Source organism: Hamadaea sp. NPDC050747 (genome assembly GCF_040654195.1).
GTDB lineage: Bacteria > Actinomycetota > Actinomycetes > Mycobacteriales > Micromonosporaceae > Hamadaea.
Genome location: NZ_JBFAHM010000001.1, coordinates 445,028 through 464,015 on the forward strand (window position 1 = coordinate 445,028; position 18,988 = coordinate 464,015).

An 18,988-nucleotide genomic window follows, 5' to 3' on the forward strand; every position below is an offset into this window, starting at 1 on the left:
GTCTGCCGGTCTGTCCACCGGAGTGACGTTGCAGTGTCTGCCGCTTGAAACCTCCGGCAGACCGGCCGTTCGGGTTACTGGCGGGCGGAGGACCCGCCGACGCTCCACGCCGTCGCGGAGCCGAGGACGCCGATGGCGTTCCCGCTGATGTTCACCGGGATCTGGATCGGGGCGTACACCTGGGTGCCGTTCAGGATCCCGATGTTGTCGGTGCTGATGAGCGTCGGGCCGCCGTGGCCACCGTGCCCGCCCGGGCCGCCGTGGCCGTGGTCGTCGTGCCCGCTGGGGCAGCCGCACGGGTAGGGCTTGCCCTTGCCCTCGGTCGGGCCGCCGGTGCTCTCCAGCACCTCCGTGGCGGGCTGGCCGCCGAGCAGGCCGGCCGCCGGGCCGGAACCGCCCAGCAGGTTGGCCGCCGGGCCGGAGCCGCGCAGCAGGTCGCCGACGACCGGGAGGCCGGTCGAGCCGCCGGTGAGGCCACCGAGCAGGTTGCCCACGACGGGCAGCCCGTCGACGAGGCCCTCGGTCGGCAGGACGCCGGCCTCGGTGGACTCCTTGGTGTAGTGGCCGCCCGGCTTGGACTTGCCGGTGATCGTGGCCGAGGCGCCTCCCTCACATCCGGCGTACGCCTGGCCGAGGACCGCGACGGCGTTGCCGCAGACGTCGACCGGGATCTGGATGGGGGCGATGACCTGGGTGCCGTTGCCGATCCCGATGTTGGGGCCGGACTTGGCCTGGTAGTGCGCCCAACCCCACTCGGGGGAGAGCATGGCGGCCGAGCCGCCGACGCAGCCGGCGCCGGCAACGCCGCCGACGGCGACGGCGTTGCCGCAGACGTCGATCGGTGCCTGGACGGGCAGCAGGACCTGAGTGCCGTTGAGGATGCCAACGTTGTCGCTGCTGACCAACGTGGCGTCGGCGTGAGCGGCGGTGCCGGTGGCCAGCAGTGCGCCGGCCGTCAGGGCGCCGGCGTTGAGTGAGCGTCGAACCCACGTCTTCATCGCGAGGGACCTTCTCTCGAATCGTCGGGTGTAGCGGTTGGACGATTCGAGAAACGAGGCCATTCGGGCGACTGACGCTGCTGTGTCGGATGAGCGACACAGGAAATGCCGGGTTCTTCCGTTAAAAAACCCGGCTATGTCCGAATTATGCGGTATGCAGGCTGCGTACCCGAGGAATCCTCAGACGCGTGCGCGGCGCGCGAGCCGCTCGGGGTCGAGGATGATCACGCTCTTGCCGTCGAGCCGCAGCCATCCACGCGAGGCGAAGTCGGCGAGCGCCTTGTTGACGGTCTCCCGCGACGCGCCGACCAGCTGGGCCAGCTCCTCCTGGGTGAGGTCGTGGGTGACCCGCAGGACGCCGCCGTCGCGGGTGCCGAAGCGCCCGGCCATCTGCAGCAGGTTCTTCGCGACCCGGCCGGGAACGTCGGTGAAGATGAGGTCGGCGAGCGCGTCGTTGGTGCGGCGAAGGCGCCGGGCGAGAACGCGCAGCAGCTGCTCGGCGATCTCCGGCCGGTTGGTCAGCCAGGGCCGCAGGGCGGCCTTGCGCAGCCGGGCCAGCCGGGAATCGGTGACGGCGGTGGCCGTGGCGGTCCGCGGGCCGGGGTCGAACAGCGACAGCTCGCCCATCATGTCGGACGGGCCCATCACGGCGATCAGGTTCTGGCGGCCGTCCGCGGCGCGGCGACCCAGCTTGATCTTCCCGGACAGCACGATGTAGAGGCTGTCGCCCGGCTCGCCCTCGTTGAAGACGACCTCGCCCTTGCGAACCTCGATGGTCTCGATCTCACGGGCGAGAGCCTCCGCGGCCTCGGGATCGACACCCTGGAAGATCCCGCTGCGGGCCAGCACCTCATCCATGCGCCACACCTCCACCTGTGCGCTTCTGCGCTTGCCTGCTTATGCGCTGCCTGCGGCAGCCACGCAACAAACGCGCAACGTCAGTCTAGGCGCAACGCGACGAGAACCGGACGGGTACCCAAAAGATCGCTGTTAGCTCCAGAGTAGTGTCGTGCGGTGCGTCCTGAGCTGGTCTTTCGCGAAGAGGGCGGGCTTTTGGCACCGCTGCTGGTCTGGCGGTTGCCGGCCGCAATCCCGACAATCTCCACAGGTCCCCTCGGCGGCGGCATCGGCGAGCGCCATTGGGTGATGAACGCCACTGTTCCGATGTCGTACGACCGCGATGATCCGGGCGTTCACCTGACCGACATCGCGGGAGATCTCGGCCTTTCCGGACCGGGCGTGGGGCTCATGACCGGGGTCGACGTCGAGCGGGTCGTCACCACGGCCGACGACGGGGTCGAGGTCTTCGCCACCGTCGGCCTCGGCCGCCCGGTCCTCGCCGCGGCGCCCGCGGAAGACCTCGGCGAGCTCGTCGGCACGGTCAACGTCGTCGCCTTCCTGCCCGCGCGGCTCAGTGAGGCCGCGCTGGTCAATGCCGTCGCCACCGTCACGGAGGCGAAGGCTCAGGCGCTTTTCGAACTCGGGTACGCCGCCACGGGGACCGCGACCGACGCGGTGTGTGTCGTGGCGTCCGATTCCGGGCCGGTCGAACCTTACGGCGGCCCTCGGTCGCGCTGGGGTGCGCCGCTGGCCCGCGCTGTTCACCAGGCGATTCTTCGTGGCGGCCGAGATTTCCGGGGCGACCCGGTCGGCTGGTCGGATCGGGTCTGATCAACCTTTCGGCGACCCGGTCGGGCCGTTGTCGGGGGTCGGCGGAGCCCTTGCCCGCCGGGTAGTCTGTGCGCGATGTCCGCCCCTCGACAGACCTCCCGCAGTCCTCGCCCCCGATTGATCCTCGGCCTAGCCGTCGCGGTCGTCCTGGTGGGCGCGGCCAGTGCTGCGTACGGCGCGTTCAACGCCACTCGGAAGCCGCAGTGGAACGGCGGCTCGCCCGCGGCCGCCGCGTCGAGCAACGCCGCCGATCCCTCGCCGAGCCAGACCGCGGCGGCCGTCGCCGAGGCGATCACGCTCACGGCGACCGGCGACAACGTCATGGGCGGGCCTGGCAACATGCCGCCCAACGGCGGCAACGACCTCTACACCAAGGTCAAGCCGCTGCTCAAGGGCGACCTGGTGATGGGCAACCTGGAGGAGCCGGTCACCGAGGACACCGGCTACCGCAAGTGCGGCGCGGACTCGACGAGCTGCCACCAGTTCTACGTGCCGCCGAGCTGGGCCAAGCACCTCAAGAACGCCGGCTACCAGCTCATGAACATGGCCAACAACCACGGCAACGACATGGGGGCGAAGGGGTACACGAACACCCAGAAGTCCCTCGAGGCGGTCGGCCTCAAGCACACCGGCGCGCCGGGCGAGATCACCGTCGTGGACGTCAAGGGCATCAAGGTCGCCGTCGTCGGCTTCTCCTCGTACGCCTGGAACAACAGCCTGATCAACATCTCGAAGGCCAAGCAGCTGATCCAGCAGGCCGATCAGCAGGCCGACCTCGTCGTCGTGCAGGTGCACATGGGCGCCGAGGGGACGGCGTACACGCATGTGAAGCCGGGCACCGAGATGTTCCTCGGGGAGAACCGGGGCAATCCGATCGCCTTCTCCCACGCCATGATCGACGCCGGCGCCGACCTCATCGTCGGCCACGGACCGCATGTGCTGCGCGCGATGGAGTTCTACAAGGGCCGGCTGATCGCGTACAGCCTGGGCAACTTCCTCGGAGGTGGCCGCACGCTGAAGCCGGACGGTGTCCTGGGCTACACCGGCGTGCTCAAGGTGCAGCTCACCAAGGACGGCACCTGGGTCGGCGGCCAGTTCGACTCGGCGATCATGAACAGCGTCGGCGTACCCGGGCCGGATGCGCAGAAGCGCGGGGCGACGGCCATCCGGAACCTCACGAAGTCGGACTTCCCGACGACCGGGCCGAAGATCGAGTCGTCCGGCAAGATCACGCCACCGGCCGCCTGACCGGGGCGTGCCGGGGCGGATGTCAGGGCGGCGACGTACGCTCGACGCCGTGACCGAGACCGAGCTGGCCCGCAAACGCCGCGCCCGGAAGATGGCCCGCGAGCTGGCGGTGATCCATCCCGACGCGCACTGTGAACTCGACTTCACGACCCCGCTGGAGTTGGCGGTCGCGACGATCCTCTCGGCGCAGTGCACCGACGAGCGGGTCAACCAGGTCACGCCGAAGCTGTTCGCGCGCTACCCGACGGCGGCCGATTACGCGGCGGCCGACCGGACCGAGCTCGAGACGATGATCAAGCCGACCGGCTTCTTCCGGAACAAGACGGACTCCCTGATCAAGCTGGGCACCGCGTTGACCGAGAAGTACCACGGCGAGGTCCCGGCCAAGCTGGCCCAGCTCGTCGAGCTGCCGGGCATCGGGCGTAAGACGGCCAACGTCATCCTCGGCAACGCGTTCGGCGTACCGGGGATCACCGTCGACACCCACTTCGGGCGGCTCGTGGGGCGCTGGCAGTGGACCGACGAGACCGATCCGGTGAAGATCGAGCACGCGGTCGGCGCGTTGATCGAGCGTCGAGACTGGACGATGCTCTCGCATCGGGTGATCTTCCATGGGCGTCGCGTGTGCCATTCCCGTAAGCCCGCCTGCGGGGCGTGCACGCTCGCGCCGATGTGCCCGTCCTACGGATTGGGCCCGACGAACCGGGCCGAGGCCGTCAAGCTGTTGAAGGGTCCCCGGGTCGCCGAGCTGGCCGCGCTCGTCGACGAGGAGCTGCCCGTCGCGGGGGCCGCCGGTGTGGTCAAGGGGGCCGCGTGAGGCGCTGGGCGGTCACGGTGCTGGCCGGTGCGCTGCTGCTCACCGGCTGCGGCAGCGACGATCCCAAGGATGCCGCACCGCCGGTCGACGGACCGTTCGCGGAGTGCGCCACGCTCTCGGCCGACACCGTCTCGGCCGGGCTGCCCGATGTCACGCTGCCCTGCTTCCGCGGCGGGCAGTCCGTGCGGTTCTCACAGCTCAAGGGCGGCGTGGTGGTCAATCTGTGGGCGTCGTGGTGCATCCCTTGCACCCGCGAGCTACCCGCATTCACCAGCCTTGCCGGGAAGAAGAACGCGCCGACGGTGATCGGCGTGGTCACGACGGACAAACGGGATAGTTCGGCCGCGCTGGCCGAAGAGCTGCACGTCACCTTCCCGACCCTCTTCGACGAGCGGGGACGGTTGCTGACCACACTCGTCCAGCAGGAGCACCTCAAGTCCAACGGGCTGCCCGCGACCCTCTTCGTCAAGGACGGGCAGATCGCGTATGCGTATCAGGGCGCGGCGCTCGACGAGGCGAAGCTGACCGAGCTGGTGGACCGGTACCTCGGGGTGAAGGTGTGACGGCGCGGATTCCGGAGTGGCTCAAGGGTTTGCAGGAGCGGGTCGCCGAGGCCCGCTCAACCGACTTCAGCCGCTGGCCGTTGCCGGAGCACGGCGGGCGCGAAGCGGCGGTCCTGGTCCTGTTCGCCGAATCCGAGACGCACGGGCCCGACGTGCTGCTGCTCCAGCGAGCGGCCACGATGCGCAATCACGCCGGGCAGCCGGCCTTCCCCGGCGGGGCGGCCGACCCGGGCGACGGTGGACCGCAGCAGACCGCGTTGCGGGAGGCGAACGAGGAGGTCGGCCTCGACCCCACGAGCGTCACCGTGCTGAGCGAACTGCCGCCGATCTGGATCTCCGTCAGCGACTTCGTCGTCACGCCGGTCCTGGCCTGGTGGCACTCCCCGCACCCGGTGTACGCGGTCGAGCCGGCCGAGGTCGAGCGGGTGGCGCGGCTACCGATCGCCGACTTGGCTGATCCCGCCAATCGCCTGCGCATCCGGCATTCGAGCGGATACATCGGACCGGCGTTCTCCGTCGGCGGCCTGCTCGTCTGGGGTTTCACCGCCGGAATCCTCACCGTTCTGCTGGATCTGGGTGGGTGGAGCCGGCCTTGGGACACATCTCGCGTTGAGAATCTCCCCGTAGGCTAGGCGGATGTCCGTGGTCGATGTCGTGCTGATCGTCCTGATGATCATTTTTGCGATCTCCGGATACCGGCAGGGCTTCCTCATCGGAGTTCTCTCGTTCGCGGGGTTCTTCGTCGGCGCGCTCATCGGCCTGCAGATCGGCCCGTTGCTGGCCGAGCACTTCGCCTCGCCCACGATCCGCATCGTCGTCGCCCTGATCGCCGTGTTCGGCCTGGCCATTCTGGGGCAGGCGGCGACCGGCTGGCTCGGGTCGAAACTTCGCGGCGGGATCACCAACAGCAGTTTCCAGACCGTGGACGACCTCGGCGGGGCCGTCGTCTCGGTGGTCGCGGTCGCGATCGTCGCGTGGCTGGTCGCCATTCCGCTGGGCAAGTCCGACTCGGACTGGCTGTCGAGTTCCGTCCGCAACAGCGTGGTCCTCAGCGGGATCGACAAGATCATGCCGAGTGACGCCTCGAAGCTGACCCAGGCCCTGCAGGAGACCATCGACACCAACGGTTTCCCGGACGTCTTCGGCGATCTCGTGCCGACCCGCGTACGCCCGGTGCCCGAGCCGGACAGCGCGCTGGCCAAGTCGCAGGTGGTGGTCAACTCCCACAAGTCGGTCGTGAAGGTGCTGGGCAGTGCGCCGAGCTGCTCCCGGCGAATCGAAGGCTCCGGCTTCGTGTACGCCCCGGAGCACGTCCTGACCAACGCCCACGTCGTCGCGGGCACGACGGCGGTGGCCATCAAGGACGAGGACGGCGACCGGCATTCCGCGCGCGTGGTGGTCTACGACCCGGAACGCGACCTGGCGGTGCTCTACGTCCCCGGGTTCGACGCTCCGGCGCTGCGCTTGGCCGATGACGAGGTGGACACCGGGGCCGACGCCATCGTGCTGGGCTACCCACTGGACGGGCCGTACAACGCCCAGCCGGCTCGCGTACGCGACGTCGGTGACATCACCGGCCCGGACATCTACGACGACCAGAAGGTGACTCGCGAGGTCTACACGATCCGGGCGCTGGTCCGCAGCGGCAACTCCGGTGGCCCGCTGATCAGCCCGAACGGCCGCGTCCTGGGGGTCATCTTCGCCGCTGCCGCCGACGACAAGAACACCGGTTTCGCGGTCACCGCCGAGGAGGCGACTCCCGTGGCGGCCGCGGGCGCGACGAAGACGACCGGAGTGGGTACGCAGACCTGCGCCTGACCGGATCCCCGGGCGGCAGATCACGGTTACGCATGCTTCTCGCGCCCGGGAAGGCTGCGTATCCCTGATCTCCAGCTGACGATCAGGTGAAGCGGCGCAGCGTCGCGGCCGCTCCACCGACGAGCACGAGGACGACCGCGATCCCGGCGGGCAGCACCGAGAGAAGCGGCCGATGACCGGCCGCCCGCTCGGGTTCCGCCCGGGCGACGCTCGCGGCCGGCGATGCCGTCGCGGTGGTTCCGGCCTTGCCGAAGCGGGCCTTGCCCGGCGGCGGGACGGTGTCGAGCGGATTGGCGGGCACGCCCGGCACGGTCAGCGTCAACGCGGCCACCGGATCGACCGCGCCGAATCCATAGGTGGCGTCCCGACCGAGCGGGCCGAGGTCGTCGGCGGTCGCGATGAGACGGTTCACGACGTTGGCGGCCGACATCTCCGGCCACTTCGACCGGATCAGCGCCGCCGTCGCGCTCACCAGCGGCGCGGCGAAGCTGGTGCCCTCCACCGTCCAATAGCCGCCCGGCCGGGCGCCGACCAGGTCGGCGCCGGGAGCGGCGAGAACCGTCGCAGGTCCGGTCAGGGCACCGGCCCACAGCGTCCGGCCGTCGCCGTGACCGAGCCCGGTCACCGCCAGTACGCCGGGTTCCCGCGCCGGATACCAGACGTCGTCCGGGTTGGGCGGAGCTTCGTTGCCGGTGCAGGCGACGACCACGACGTCCTTCTCGAAGGCGTAGTCGAGGGCGTCGGCCAGTTCGGGGCTGCTCACCGACCCGCCCAACGAGAGATTGATCACGGCGGCGCCGTGGTCGACCGACCAGCGTACGGCGTTGGCCACGATCCGGGCGTCGTCGTATTCGTTCTTCGCGTCGAGCACTCGGACCGGGAGGATCTTCGCGCCGGGCGCCAACCCCAGTACGCCGGACGAGTCGTCGGAGCGCCCGGCGATCAACCCGGCGACGGTGGTCCCGTGCCCGACCGCGTCGGTCTGGCCGTCGCCGCCGGGGCGGACGAAATCGGTGCCGGGGAGCACCTGCCCGGCCAGGTCGGGATGGCGACCGTCCACACCGGAGTCGATGACGGCGACGGTAACGCCGCTGCCGGTCGACCACCGCCAGGCTTGCTGGGCGTGCAGTTGACTCAGCTGCCACTGCTCTCCGCGTACTTTGTCGGCGGCGTATCCGGCGCCTCGGCCGTCGGCGGCGATCGCGCCCGGCACCGGCGTCATCGGCAGGCCGGCGGCCACGCCCAGCAGCAGTCCCGCGCCCACACGAAGCAGCGCCGTCGCGGTCTTCTGCGATCCGGCGCTGCGTTCAGCCGTCGGGCGTCTCACAATGCGTGAAACCTACCGGCTTTGATCGATGAGCGCACGCATCAAGGCGTGACAATCACCCGGCGATGGCTTGAATCTTGTCGAAGACGTCGAGCACCCAGAGCGCGGCCGGGATGACCGAGACCACGATCAGCATCTCGAAGAGGTCGGCGATGCGCCCGATGTAGGGCGACGGCGGCTTGGTGGACCAGGCCTGCCCGGCGACCACGACGATCAGTGCGATCGCGACCGAGCCGACCGCGATCAGCGCCCGGGTGCTGCTGTCCGCGCCGAAGACCATGCCGACCAGCAGCACGGTCACCCCGGTCAGCCCGGCGACGAGGAGCGGGACACGCTGGCGCGGGCTGACGAACAGCCGGGACCGCAGCAGCAGCGCGACGCAGGCGACGCCGGTCAGCACCTTGCCCGCCAGCCCGCCGCCGGTCACGAGGACCGCGGTCGCGCCGACGGTGAGGACGGCGTACCCGATGAGCATTCCGGAGAGCAGCTCCTCGGATCGGGAGACGGCCGAGAAGACCCGCTGACGGTCGGGCAGGCGGCGTGCGGCCTCCAGCGAGGGCGACGAGCCCGCCGAATAGATCTCCTTGGCGCCTTGGCCGGTCGGGAGGGTGACCGAGGGGACCGGCACCTTGCCGAACCGGATCGCGAGCACCGGCACCAGGCCGATGCCGCAGACCAGCAGCGCGAGGAGGATCGCCGCCGCGCCCGCCGGGTCGACGAAGCTGAGCAGGCTGGTCAGCCCGGTGAGGAGGCCGAAGGTGACGCCGGCGGTGAACACCCGGACCCGGCCGCCGACACCCGCTCCGCCGAGCGCCGAGAAGAGCAGTACGCACATCGCGCCGAGGAGCAGCTGGGCCTGGCCGAGCCAGGGGACCAGGCCGATCGTGCCGGAGAGCGAGTCGCCGCCGAGGACGAGCGCGCCACCGGCGAAGGCGTAGGGCAGGCTGAATCCGCCGAGCACCGCGCCGACCCGGGCGTCACCGTAGGCGCGCGAGGCGACGACGCCCGCGAACAACAGCAGCACCGCGGCGGCGAGGCCGAGCCAGCCGCCGGGCTGCCAGCCCGGTCCGCCCTGGAGGATGGCGAGTACGCCGCCCGCGAGCAGCACGCCTGCGCCGACCACGGTGGCCGTCCGGGTGCTGGTCGGCGACCAGCCCGCGCCGCGGCGGCGAGCGCCTTCGGCGATGGCCTCGACGACGTCGTCGTATTCGAGTTCCGGCCAGTCCGCGCGGGCCGGAACCAGGTGCAGCACCTGGCCGTCGCGCACGTTCTGCTGGTGGAGGCTGCGGTCACCGGCCAGCGAGGTGCCGTCGGCGCGGCGCAGGACCCAACCGCCGTGCCGCTCACCTTCGTCGGCGAAGCCCTCGCCGGCGTGCTGGAGGAGTTCGGGCAAGAGTTCGGCGATCGCGATCTGCTCCGGCAACGCCACATCCACCCGGCGATGCGGGGTGTTGATGGTGACGCGCGCGAGCCCGAGCGCGGCGGAGGGGATGCTCACTGGAGTACGTGTATCACGAATCGCCCCCCAGCGTCACCCCGCATAGACCGCAGTGAGACCGGGCTCCGTTAGGCGGGGTGCGTCCGGTCGGTGGCATCGCCTAGCATGGGCGGCGCTGAGCGCGCGTCATGGGGAGGAGGGCCGCCGGTATGGGAACGATCGTCGTGAAGCGGGGCCCGCGTAGGCCCGCTCCGGAGATTCCCAGCGGTGAGCTGGTCATCGAGGCTCCGCCGGAGATTCCGCAGGCCAGTGGGGCCCGCTGGCAGCAAGCCATGATGGCGCTGCCGATGCTTGGAGCGATGCTGCCGTCGGCCTACATGATGGGCAACGGGCAGAACGGCAAGATGGGTTACGTCATGGGCGGCATGATGGGCCTGTCCATGATCGGCATGATGGCCATGAACCTCAGCCAGGGCGGCGGTGGCCCGAAGAAGGCCGAGATGATGGCCGCCCGGCGGGAATACCTGCGGCACCTGGCCACCATGCGGACCAAGGTTCGCGAGACCGTGGCCAAGCAGCGTACGGGTTTGTTCTACCGGCATCCCGATCCGCAGCGGTTGTGGTCCACAGTCGACTCTCATCGGCTCTGGGAACGGCGTCCGACCGATCCCGACTACGGAGTCACCCGCATCGGCATCGGACCGCAGTCGCTCGCGACTCCGCTGGTCCCGCCGGTGACCCGGCCGCTGGAGGAGCTGGAGCCGATGACGGCCGGCGCCCTGCGCCGGTTCCTGGACGCGTACTCGGTGGTGCCGGATCTGCCGGTCGCCGTGTCGCTGCCCGCTTTCGCCCGGGTCTTCGTCCGGTCCGAGGCCCCACCTACCAACACTTTCGGCTACGGCCGGCCCACGCAGCCCGAGGCCGACCACCGTGACGGCACCGAGACGCACAGCCTCGTCCGCGCCGTCCTCAGCCAGCTCGCCACCTTCCACGCTCCCGACGACCTCCTGATCGCCGTGTGTGCTCCGGCGCATCGCCGGGACCGGTGGGACTGGGTGAAGTGGCTGCCGCACAGCGCGCATCCCTCCAAGGTGGACGCTCTCGGTCCGGTCCGCATGGTGGCCCCGACCGCGGTGGCGTTGGAGGAGATGCTCTCCGACATCATCGGCAACCGTCCCCGCTTCGGCGGCGGCGCGTCCGGTCCCTACGTCGTGGTCGTCCTCGACGGCGCGGACCTCACCGGTTCGCAGCACCTCGCGGCCGACGGCGGCATCGCGGGCGTCACCGTGCTGGACCTCGACGGCCAGCCGCCCCGTCTGCTCGACCGGACCACCCTGACGCTGGAGATGCAGCAGGACACCCGGCAGCTGGAGATCTACACCGCCGACGGGTCGGCCGACGTCGGCTTCGCCGACGGTCTCACCTACGCCGAGGCCGAGGCGATCGCCCGGCGGCTCGCCCCGCTGCGGCTGTCCGCCGCGACCAAGTCGGCCGACGCCCCGCTCTCCGGCGACCAGGGCCTGGCCGAGCTGCTCGGTATCCCCGACCCGGAGACCTTCGAGGTCTCGCAGACCTGGCGGCCCCGAGCCGATCGGGACAAGCTGCGGGTGCCGATCGGTGTCGGCGTCGACGGCCAGCCGGTCGAACTGGACATCAAGGAGTCGGCGCAGGACGGCATGGGCCCGCACGGTCTGCTGATCGGCGCGACCGGTTCCGGTAAGTCCGAGGTGCTGCGAACGCTGGTGCTCGCGCTGGCGCTGACCCACTCCTCGGAGGAGCTCAACTTCGTCCTCGTCGACTACAAGGGTGGCGCGACCTTCGCCTCGATGGACGTGTTGCCGCACACCAGCGCGGTCATCACCAACCTCGAGGGCGAGGCGCTGCTCGTCGACCGCATGGGCGACGCCATCAACGGCGAGGTCGTCCGCCGTCAGGAACTCCTGCGCGCGGCGGGCAACTTCGCGAACCTGAAGGACTACAACAAGGCCCGGTCGCAGGGCAAGGCGCTCGCACCGCTCCCGTCGCTGCTCATCGTGGCGGACGAGTTCTCCGAGCTGCTGACCGCCAAGCCCGACTTCATCGACATCTTCGTCCAGATCGGACGAGTCGGCCGGTCGCTGGGCGTCCACCTGCTGCTGGCCAGCCAGCGGCTGGAGGAGGGCCGGTTGCGTGGTCTCGACACGCACCTGTCCTACCGGCTCGGTCTGCGGACGTTCTCGGCGATGGAGTCCCGCACGGTCCTCGGTGTGCCCGACGCATACGACCTGCCCCGAGCGCCCGGCCACGGCTACATGAAGTTCGGCACCGAGCCGCTGGTGCGGTTCAAGGCGGCGTACGTCTCCGGCTCCTACAAGAAGGCGGGCTCGTCGCCGACCCGGGTCGGCGGGCGGCGTACGGACATCGACATCCACAACTTCGGAACGCACTTCGTGCCGCTGCCGAAGAAGCCGGCCTCGGCCGAGCCCGAGGTCAACTGGGACGTCAAGCCCGGCGAGAGCCTGATGGACGTCATCGTCGGCCGGTTGGCGGGCAAGGGTCCGCCGGCCCACCAGGTGTGGCTGCCGCCGCTGGAGGTCTCCGATACGCTGGAGGAGGGCTTCGGCAAGATCGCGATCCATCCGGAGCGCGGCCTGACGACGGCCAACGCCGAACTGCACGGTGCGTTGACGGTCCCGATCGCCTGGGTCGACCGCCCCGCGCAGCAGCGCCGGGACACGCAGTGGATCAACCTGTCCGGCGCGGCCGGGCACGTGGCGATCGCGGGGGCGACCCAGAGCGGTAAGTCCAGCCTGCTGCGGACGATCATCAGCGGTCTGGCGCTGACCCACACCCCGGCCGAGGCGCAGTTCTACTGCCTCGACTTCGGTGGTGGCACGCTCGCGGCCCTCCGCGAGATGCCGCACGTCGGTGGCGTCGCGGGCCGGCTCGACACCGCCCAGGTGCGCCGGACGGTCAGCGAGGTCGCGATGCTGCTCGCCGAGCGGGAGGCGCGGTTCGCCGAGCTGGGCGTGGACTCGATGAACAACTACCGCAAGCGGCGGGCGTCCGGCGAGGTCAACGACCCGTTCGGGGACGTGTTCCTGGTCATCGACGGCTGGGCGACGCTGCGGGAGAGCTACGACGACCTGGAGCCGGTCATCACCGACCTGGCGACCCGGGGTCTGTCCTATGGCGTCCACATCATCGCCAGCTCGCTGCGCTGGCGCGACTTCCGCGCGGCCATCCAGGACCAGTTCGGCACCAAGATCGAGATGCGGCTGGGCGACCCGTCCGACTCGATCGGCAAGGTCCGCAAGGCGGCGCAGAACGTGAAGAACGCGCCGGGCCACGGCGCGACCAACGAGGGCCTGTACTACCTGACCCTCCGGCCCGAGCTGACCTCGCTGGGCACCGATCAGACCGCGGTGAGCAAGCACGTCGCCCAGCACTGGAAGGGCCAGCCCGCGCCGCGCGTGCGGATGCTGCCGCCGGTCTACGGCTACGACCGTCTGCCGCTCACCGGCGGCGACCCGCTGCACATCCCGATCGGCCTGTCCGAGGACCTCACCCCGATCTCGCTCAACTTCCGCGACGACCAGCACTTCCTGGTCTTCGGCGAGAGCGAGTGCGGCAAGTCGACGTTCATGCGGGCGCTGGCGACGACGATCACCAAGCGGTTCACCCCGGACGAGGCGAAGCTGCTGATCGTCGACCACCGCCGCAGCTTGCTCGGTGCGATCCAGGGCGACCATCTGCTCGGCTACACGACCAACTTCGAGCAGAGCACGCAGTATCTGCAGGCCGTCGCCGGCTACATGGATCAGCGCAAGCCGCCGGCCGACGTGACGCCGCAGCAGCTACGCGACCGGCCGTGGCTGGAAGGCCGGCCGGAGTGCTTCGTCCTCATCGACGACTACGAGATGGTCGCCTCCGGGGCGGGCAACCCGCTCGATCCGCTGGTGCCCTACCTCGAGATCGCTCGCGACGTCGGTCTGCACCTGATCATCGCGCGGAACTCGACGGGCGCGAGCGGTCTGTCCTACCAGCCGCTGTTCCAGATCATGCGGCGGGTCGGCAGCCCCGGCCTGCTCATGTCCGGCGACAAGGGGGAGACCTCGCCGCTGGCGGACATCCGGTTCGAGCGGATGGTCCCCGGCCGTGGCCGGCTCCTGTCGCGCAAGCAAGGCGTACGCCTCATCCAGGTGGCCAACCTGCCTGGTGCATAAGGGCCTTATCGGACCTGTAGCCGACCGCCCGCCCGGTGCACTTCGATGCCACCGGGCAGGGCGGTCGCTCCTTGCCCGTGCCAGTCGGTGACGAGCGCGTCCAGGGCGGCGACGTGCCGGTGGCCGAGGGCGGCGGAGGGCGCGCCGAGTTCGAGCGCCCACGTGTGCAGTACGCGACTTCGTAAGGCCTCCGGCAGCGCCCGCAGGGCGTCGACGCTGAGCCCGCTGTCGCGACGGCACCCCTCGTACGCCGAAGCCGCCAAGCCGTCCAGGTAGGACGCGTCCACGGCGAGCTGAGCGGCCGTCTGAGCCAGGTTGCCGACGACGCCCGGCCCCAATGCCGCCACCAGTGCGGGCAGGGCGCTGGAGCGTACGCGCGCCCGGGCGTACCGGGCGTCGGAGTTGTGCGGGTCCTCCCACGGCGTGAGCCCCTGTGCCGCACACGCTTCCCGAAGCGTCGTACGCCGGACGCCCAGCATCGGCCGGAGCAGTGCCACGCCGTCGACCTCCCGGCGGGCGGGCATCCCGGCCAGTCCCCGGGGACCGGCGCCCCGAGCCAGGGCCAGCAGCACCGTCTCGGCTTGGTCGTCCAGCGTGTGACCCAGGAGGAGCGCTGCGGCGGCGTACTCCTCGGCTTGCTGAAGGAGTGCCTCGTAGCGGGCGTGGCGGGCGGCGGCCTCGGGACCGACCGGATCGGCCGGGTCGATGGTGACCGGGGCGATCAGCACGGGAGCGAGCCCGGCGGCCGTAGCCCAGGCGGCGACGGCGGCCGCGCGGTCGGCGGACCCGGCTTGGAGCTTGTGGTCCACGGTGACCAGGCCGACCCGCCAGCCGGTACGCGGGCCGGCGAACGCCGCGGCGGCCGCGAGCGCGAGCGAGTCGGCCCCACCGGAGCAGGCGACGAGCACGAGCCGGTCATTGCCGGGCCCGAGCGCGCGCCGCACCGCGGTACGCGTCTGCGCGACAGCCGGAGGCGGACCGGTCAAGGGGCGACCCGGGCGACCCACGCGTCGGGATCGGCCAGGTCGGCCAGCGTGGGCAGGTTCTCCGGCGCGGCCCACACCTTGTTGAAGCCGGCCATCCCGGCGCGGTCGATGACGCTCTGGACGAACTTGCGGCCCTCGGCGTATTGCCGGAGCTTGGCGTCGACCCCGAGCAGCCGCCGGATGACCGATTCGACGGGGTTGGCGGTGGCGCGGCGGCGGTCGAACCGGGCGCGGATCGCGTCGACGGACGGGATGACGCGCGGGCCGACGCCGTCCATGACGACCTCGGCGTGCCCCTCGACCAGGGTCATCAACGCCGTGAGACGGTCCATCACCGCTCGCTGCCCCGGAGTCTGCACGACGTCCAGCACACTGGTCTGGCCGCCCTTGTCACGGACGGCGTCCGCGGCCGCCGACACCGCTCGCCGTAAGCGGCCGAGCAGCGCGGCCGGGTCGGTGTCGGCCGCGTCGACGAACGCCTTGACCTCGCGGAGGAAGTGCCCACGCAGCCAGGGGACGGCGGTGAACTGCGTGCGGTGGGTGACTTCGTGCAGGCAGACCCAGAGCCGGAAGTCGCGCGGTTCGGCGCCGAGCTTGCGTTCGACGGCGACGATGTTCGGCGCGACGAGCAGCAGCTGACCAGGTCCGCCGGAGAACACCTCGTACTGCCCGAGCACCCGCCCGGACAGGTACGCCAGGACGGTCCCCGCCTGCACTGCGGTGAGCTTCGCCCCGACCATCTCCATCGCGCCCGTCCCGGCGGTCTGCGACCGTTTCGAGAGCCGCGCCGCCAGCGGGCCGATGACCTGCCGCATCCCCGAGACGTTGACCGCCGCCCAGTCCCGGCGGTCGACCACCCGCACCGGCGGGACGTCGACCTGGGGGACGAGCCCGGTGAACTCGGCGACGTGCCCGGCCGCCTCCCCGGTCAGCTCGCGCAGCTGCCGGACGACCTCGGCCGCCTCGGCCCTCGTCACCTTCGGCCCGGTCGGGCCCAGGGTCGCGGCAGTGGACGCGGCCAGGTCCCAGTCGACGAAATCCGCCATGCGTTCGACGCTACCCGGTCGTGGCCGCTTCCCACGGCGGTGGACGCCGCTAAATGCGGCGGATCAGGGATCTTGGTCGAATCTTGACTGGCTGCACTCCTGGCGGCTCGCCCAAGAGGCTCCCCGGCGAGATTCGATCTGGAACCCTGATCGAGCGTTCAAGAAAGCCCGATTAGTGCGAGGTTTCCTTCGCCCGCTTGAACGACTCGACGATCTCGGCCTCGGCCTCGGTGCGGCCCACCCAGGTGGCGCCCTCGACGCTCTTGCCGGGCTCCAGGTCCTTGTAGACCTCGAAGAAGTGCTGGATCTCCAGCCGGTCGAACTCGGCGACATGGTGGATGTCGCGCAGGTGCTCCAGGCGCGGGTCGTCGGCCGGGACGCAGAGAACCTTGTCGTCGCCGCCCTTCTCGTCGCGCATCCGGAACATGCCGATCGCGCGGCAGCGGATCAGGCACCCGGGGAACGTCGGCTCCTGGACCAGGACGAGCGCGTCCAGCGGGTCGCCGTCCTCGCCGAGGGTGTTCTCGATGAAGCCGTAATCGGCCGGGTATTGCGTGGAGGTGAAGAGTGTGCGGTCAAGCCGGATTCGGCCCGTCTCGTGGTCGACCTCGTACTTGTTGCGCTGCCCCTTGGGGATCTCAACCGTGACGTCGAAATCCATCTCACGCTCCTGACACGTTTTCTCGCCGACTCTGGCTTCTGCTCGATAGTGTCGCGTAGGTCGATCGGAAAGCTCACCGGGAGGGCCCGTGGGGAGGCAAGGTTCACACTACGGCGACGAGTCGCCGTGGGCGGCCGGTTGGCCCGGAAACGGACCGGAACCAGTGGCTGACCAGCCAGAACCCGGTTATCCACCGGATTATCCACAGGCCCCGGCCGACTATCCACAAGCTTATCCACAGGCCGCCACGCCACAAACCGGACGTTATCCACAGGCTTCGCAAAACTCTCCACAGGCGTCCGCGCGGCCCCCGGCCCGATCGTCCGGCACGGTCTACGGCTCCAGCACATCCACTGGTACGCCCAACGCCGACCGTCCGGCGCGGGCAACGGGGTCGGCCTCGGTTCCGCCGCCCGGACCGGCGACGGCCGCCCCCTCGCCCTGGGCGCCGCCCGCGCCCGGTGCCCAGCCGCCCGGTGCTGAGCGGCCGGGAATGCCGCCACCCGGAATGGTGCCGCGCGGAATGGCTTCGCCGGGAATGCCTCCGCAGGGTGCCGTGCCGCGCGGAATGGCTTCGCCGGGTGCCGTGCCGCCGGGGATGGTGCCGCCGGGTTCAGCGCCGCCCGGAATGGCGTCGTCGGGTGCTGTGCCGCCGGGTGCCGTGCCGCCGGGAATGCCGCCGTCGGGCGTCCAGCCGCCACCGTCGGGGCCCGTGCCGTCTCCGGCGGAGCCCGAGCGGCGGAAGAGCCGCCGTGGCCTGTGGATTTCGCTGGCGACCGTGCTGATCCTCGTGCTGGCCGCGGCCGGCGGCGCGGTCGCGTTCGCGCCCGACCGCGTACGCGAACTGCTGGGGCAAACGACGCCCGCCAACACGTGGACGCCCGATCCCGTGGCGAGCGCGGCCGGAGTCCTGTCCGCGGCGACCGGCACCGCACCCACGTCCGAGCAGGTCAAGGCGGCCCTCGAAGACCTGCGTACGCACACCGACCTGGGTCCGTCGGTCAGCGTCTCGGTAGTGGACGTGGCGACCGGGCAAAGCCTCTACGACGCCGGTTCCTCGCATCCGGCCGTCCCGGCGTCGACCACGAAGATGGCGACCGCCGCCGCCGTGCTCGCGACCCGGGGACCGGACTACCGGATGACGACCACGGTGGTGGCCGGTGCGAACGACGGCGAGGTCGTGCTGGTCGGCGGAGGAGACCCGACGCTGACCGCCGGCGCGACCGGCTACTACCCCGGCGCCGGCCGCCTCGACCAGCTCGCCGCGCAGGTGAAGGCGGCGCTGGGCGGGAAGTCGCCGACGAAGCTCATTTACGACACGTCGCTCTACTCCGGATCCTCCATCGCCGAGGGCTGGGACGACGACGCCGCCGTCGGCCCCTACGGCGCTCGGGCGACCGCCCTGGCGATCGACGGCGCGCGGACGAGCCCGAAGCGCCCGAAGAACGTCGACGACCTGCACGCCGGTCAGGCCCGGTCGGCCCAGCCGGACAAGGCCGCCGCGCTCGCCTTCGCGAAGCTGCTCGGCGTCCCCGCGTCGGCGGTGACGCCGGGGACCGCGTCCGCGGGGGCGCAGCAGCTCGGTTCGGTCCAATCACCCCGGATCGAGAACCTCGTCGAGATCATGCTCGGGGAGAGCGACAACGTGGTGGCCGAGGCGCTGGCCCGGCAGGTCGCGCTGGCCAAGGGGCAGCCCGGCAGCTTCGCCGGGGCCGGCACGGCGATCAAGCAGGTCCTGACCGAGTTGGGCGTGCCGACCACCGGCGTCGTGATCAAGGACGGCTCGGGACTGTCCCGGCTGGACCGGCAGCCGCCCGCCATGCAGACGGCCCTGCTCGCCCAGGCCGCCGGGGACCAGCACCCGCAGCTGCGGTCGCTGTTCGCCGGGCTCCCCGTGGGCGGCTGGTCCGGGACGTTGTCCGATCGGAACACCACGACCGCCGGCAGTCCGGAGCCCGGAGCCGGCCTCGTCCGCGCGAAGACCGGAACGCTCACCGGCGTGGCCGCCATCGCCGGGATCGTGGTCACCAAAGACGGACGGCTGCTCGCCTTCTCGATCCTCGCCGACGCCGTCCCCACCGGGACCGACACCGCGCGGGAGCGGCTCGACGCGATGACGAACGCCCTCGCCGCCCTCTGATTCCCCATCGCTGTCCGCTGGATCAGGGTTCTCGGTCGAATCTTGACCCAAGATTCGACCTGGAACCCTG

The 18,988-nt window shown here is 70.9% G+C and carries 15 protein-coding genes; 8 read left to right on the top strand and 7 right to left on the bottom strand.

Annotation, left to right across the window (positions count from 1 at the left end; genetic code table 11):
* Positions 1-74: 74 nt before the first annotated feature.
* Entirely contained in the window at positions 75-998 is a 924-nt protein-coding gene (locus AB0H43_RS02130) for a chaplin family protein (RefSeq protein WP_359995031.1), read from the bottom strand.
* 180 nt (positions 999-1,178) lie between these two features.
* Positions 1,179-1,856 (bottom strand): Crp/Fnr family transcriptional regulator, encoded by a 678-nt coding sequence (locus tag AB0H43_RS02135; protein WP_253759510.1) that lies wholly within the window; start codon positions 1,854-1,856, stop codon positions 1,179-1,181.
* A gap of 156 nt (positions 1,857-2,012) precedes the next feature.
* On the opposite strand from AB0H43_RS02135, the gene AB0H43_RS02140 reads away from it, so the two are divergent.
* The 6 genes from AB0H43_RS02140 to AB0H43_RS02165 all read left to right on the top strand — a co-directional run bounded on the left by AB0H43_RS02140 (position 2,013) and on the right by AB0H43_RS02165 (position 7,115).
* Positions 2,013-2,669, top strand: coding sequence for an adenosylcobinamide amidohydrolase (locus AB0H43_RS02140; protein WP_359995035.1), 657 nt, complete (start codon positions 2,013-2,015; stop codon positions 2,667-2,669).
* Positions 2,670-2,744: 75 nt separating this feature from the next.
* Positions 2,745-3,917 carry a CapA family protein gene (locus AB0H43_RS02145; protein WP_359995038.1) on the top strand — a complete coding sequence of 391 codons (1,173 nt, stop codon included), beginning with the start codon at positions 2,745-2,747 and terminating at the stop codon, positions 3,915-3,917.
* 19 nt (positions 3,918-3,936) lie between these two features.
* Positions 3,937-4,734 carry an endonuclease III gene (nth, locus tag AB0H43_RS02150; RefSeq protein ID WP_359995041.1) on the top strand — a complete coding sequence of 266 codons (798 nt, stop codon included), beginning with the start codon at positions 3,937-3,939 and terminating at the stop codon, positions 4,732-4,734.
* Positions 4,731-5,297 (top strand): TlpA disulfide reductase family protein, encoded by a 567-nt coding sequence (locus tag AB0H43_RS02155; protein ID WP_359995044.1) that lies wholly within the window; start codon positions 4,731-4,733, stop codon positions 5,295-5,297. The genes nth and AB0H43_RS02155 overlap by 4 nt, the downstream gene beginning before the upstream one ends.
* Positions 5,294-5,929, top strand: a complete 636-nt coding sequence (locus AB0H43_RS02160) for a CoA pyrophosphatase (RefSeq protein ID WP_359995046.1) — start codon at positions 5,294-5,296, stop codon at positions 5,927-5,929. Before AB0H43_RS02155 ends, AB0H43_RS02160 begins: the two co-directional genes overlap by 4 nt.
* Positions 5,930-5,933: 4 nt before the next feature.
* The gene (locus AB0H43_RS02165; protein WP_359995050.1) at positions 5,934-7,115 is read left to right on the top strand and encodes a MarP family serine protease; all 1,182 of its coding nucleotides are present in this window, start codon (positions 5,934-5,936) and stop codon (positions 7,113-7,115) included.
* Between the two features lie 82 nt (positions 7,116-7,197).
* Here the strand turns inward: AB0H43_RS02165 and mycP are convergent, their stop codons facing one another.
* A complete protein-coding gene (gene mycP, locus AB0H43_RS02170; protein WP_359995752.1) occupies positions 7,198-8,337 on the bottom strand; it encodes a type VII secretion-associated serine protease mycosin in 1,140 nt (379 codons plus the stop codon).
* Positions 8,338-8,497: 160 nt separating this feature from the next.
* On the bottom strand, positions 8,498-9,940 hold the full coding sequence (eccD, locus tag AB0H43_RS02175; protein ID WP_359995052.1) for a type VII secretion integral membrane protein EccD: 1,443 nt from the start codon (positions 9,938-9,940) through the stop codon (positions 8,498-8,500).
* 149 nt (positions 9,941-10,089) lie between these two features.
* On the opposite strand from eccD, the gene eccCa reads away from it, so the two are divergent.
* Positions 10,090-14,085, top strand: a complete 3,996-nt coding sequence (gene eccCa, locus AB0H43_RS02180; protein ID WP_359995055.1) for a type VII secretion protein EccCa — start codon at positions 10,090-10,092, stop codon at positions 14,083-14,085.
* Between the two features lie 5 nt (positions 14,086-14,090).
* On the opposite strand, the gene tilS is transcribed toward eccCa, so the two are convergent.
* The 3 genes from tilS to AB0H43_RS02195 all read right to left on the bottom strand — a co-directional run bounded on the left by tilS (position 14,091) and on the right by AB0H43_RS02195 (position 16,778).
* Positions 14,091-15,071, bottom strand: a complete 981-nt coding sequence (gene tilS / locus AB0H43_RS02185) for a tRNA lysidine(34) synthetase TilS (RefSeq protein ID WP_359995058.1) — start codon at positions 15,069-15,071, stop codon at positions 14,091-14,093.
* Positions 15,068-16,117 carry a zinc-dependent metalloprotease gene (locus AB0H43_RS02190; protein ID WP_359995061.1) on the bottom strand — a complete coding sequence of 350 codons (1,050 nt, stop codon included), beginning with the start codon at positions 16,115-16,117 and terminating at the stop codon, positions 15,068-15,070. Before AB0H43_RS02190 ends, tilS begins: the two co-directional genes overlap by 4 nt.
* 172 nt (positions 16,118-16,289) lie before the next feature.
* Positions 16,290-16,778: an inorganic diphosphatase gene (locus AB0H43_RS02195; RefSeq protein ID WP_359995063.1), complete on the bottom strand. Its 489-nt coding sequence runs from the start codon at positions 16,776-16,778 to the stop codon at positions 16,290-16,292.
* Positions 16,779-17,490: 712 nt separating this feature from the next.
* Between AB0H43_RS02195 and dacB the strand changes: the two genes are divergently transcribed.
* Positions 17,491-18,918 carry a D-alanyl-D-alanine carboxypeptidase/D-alanyl-D-alanine-endopeptidase gene (dacB, locus tag AB0H43_RS02200; protein WP_359995066.1) on the top strand — a complete coding sequence of 476 codons (1,428 nt, stop codon included), beginning with the start codon at positions 17,491-17,493 and terminating at the stop codon, positions 18,916-18,918.
* The last annotated feature ends 70 nt before the right edge of the window (positions 18,919-18,988 follow it).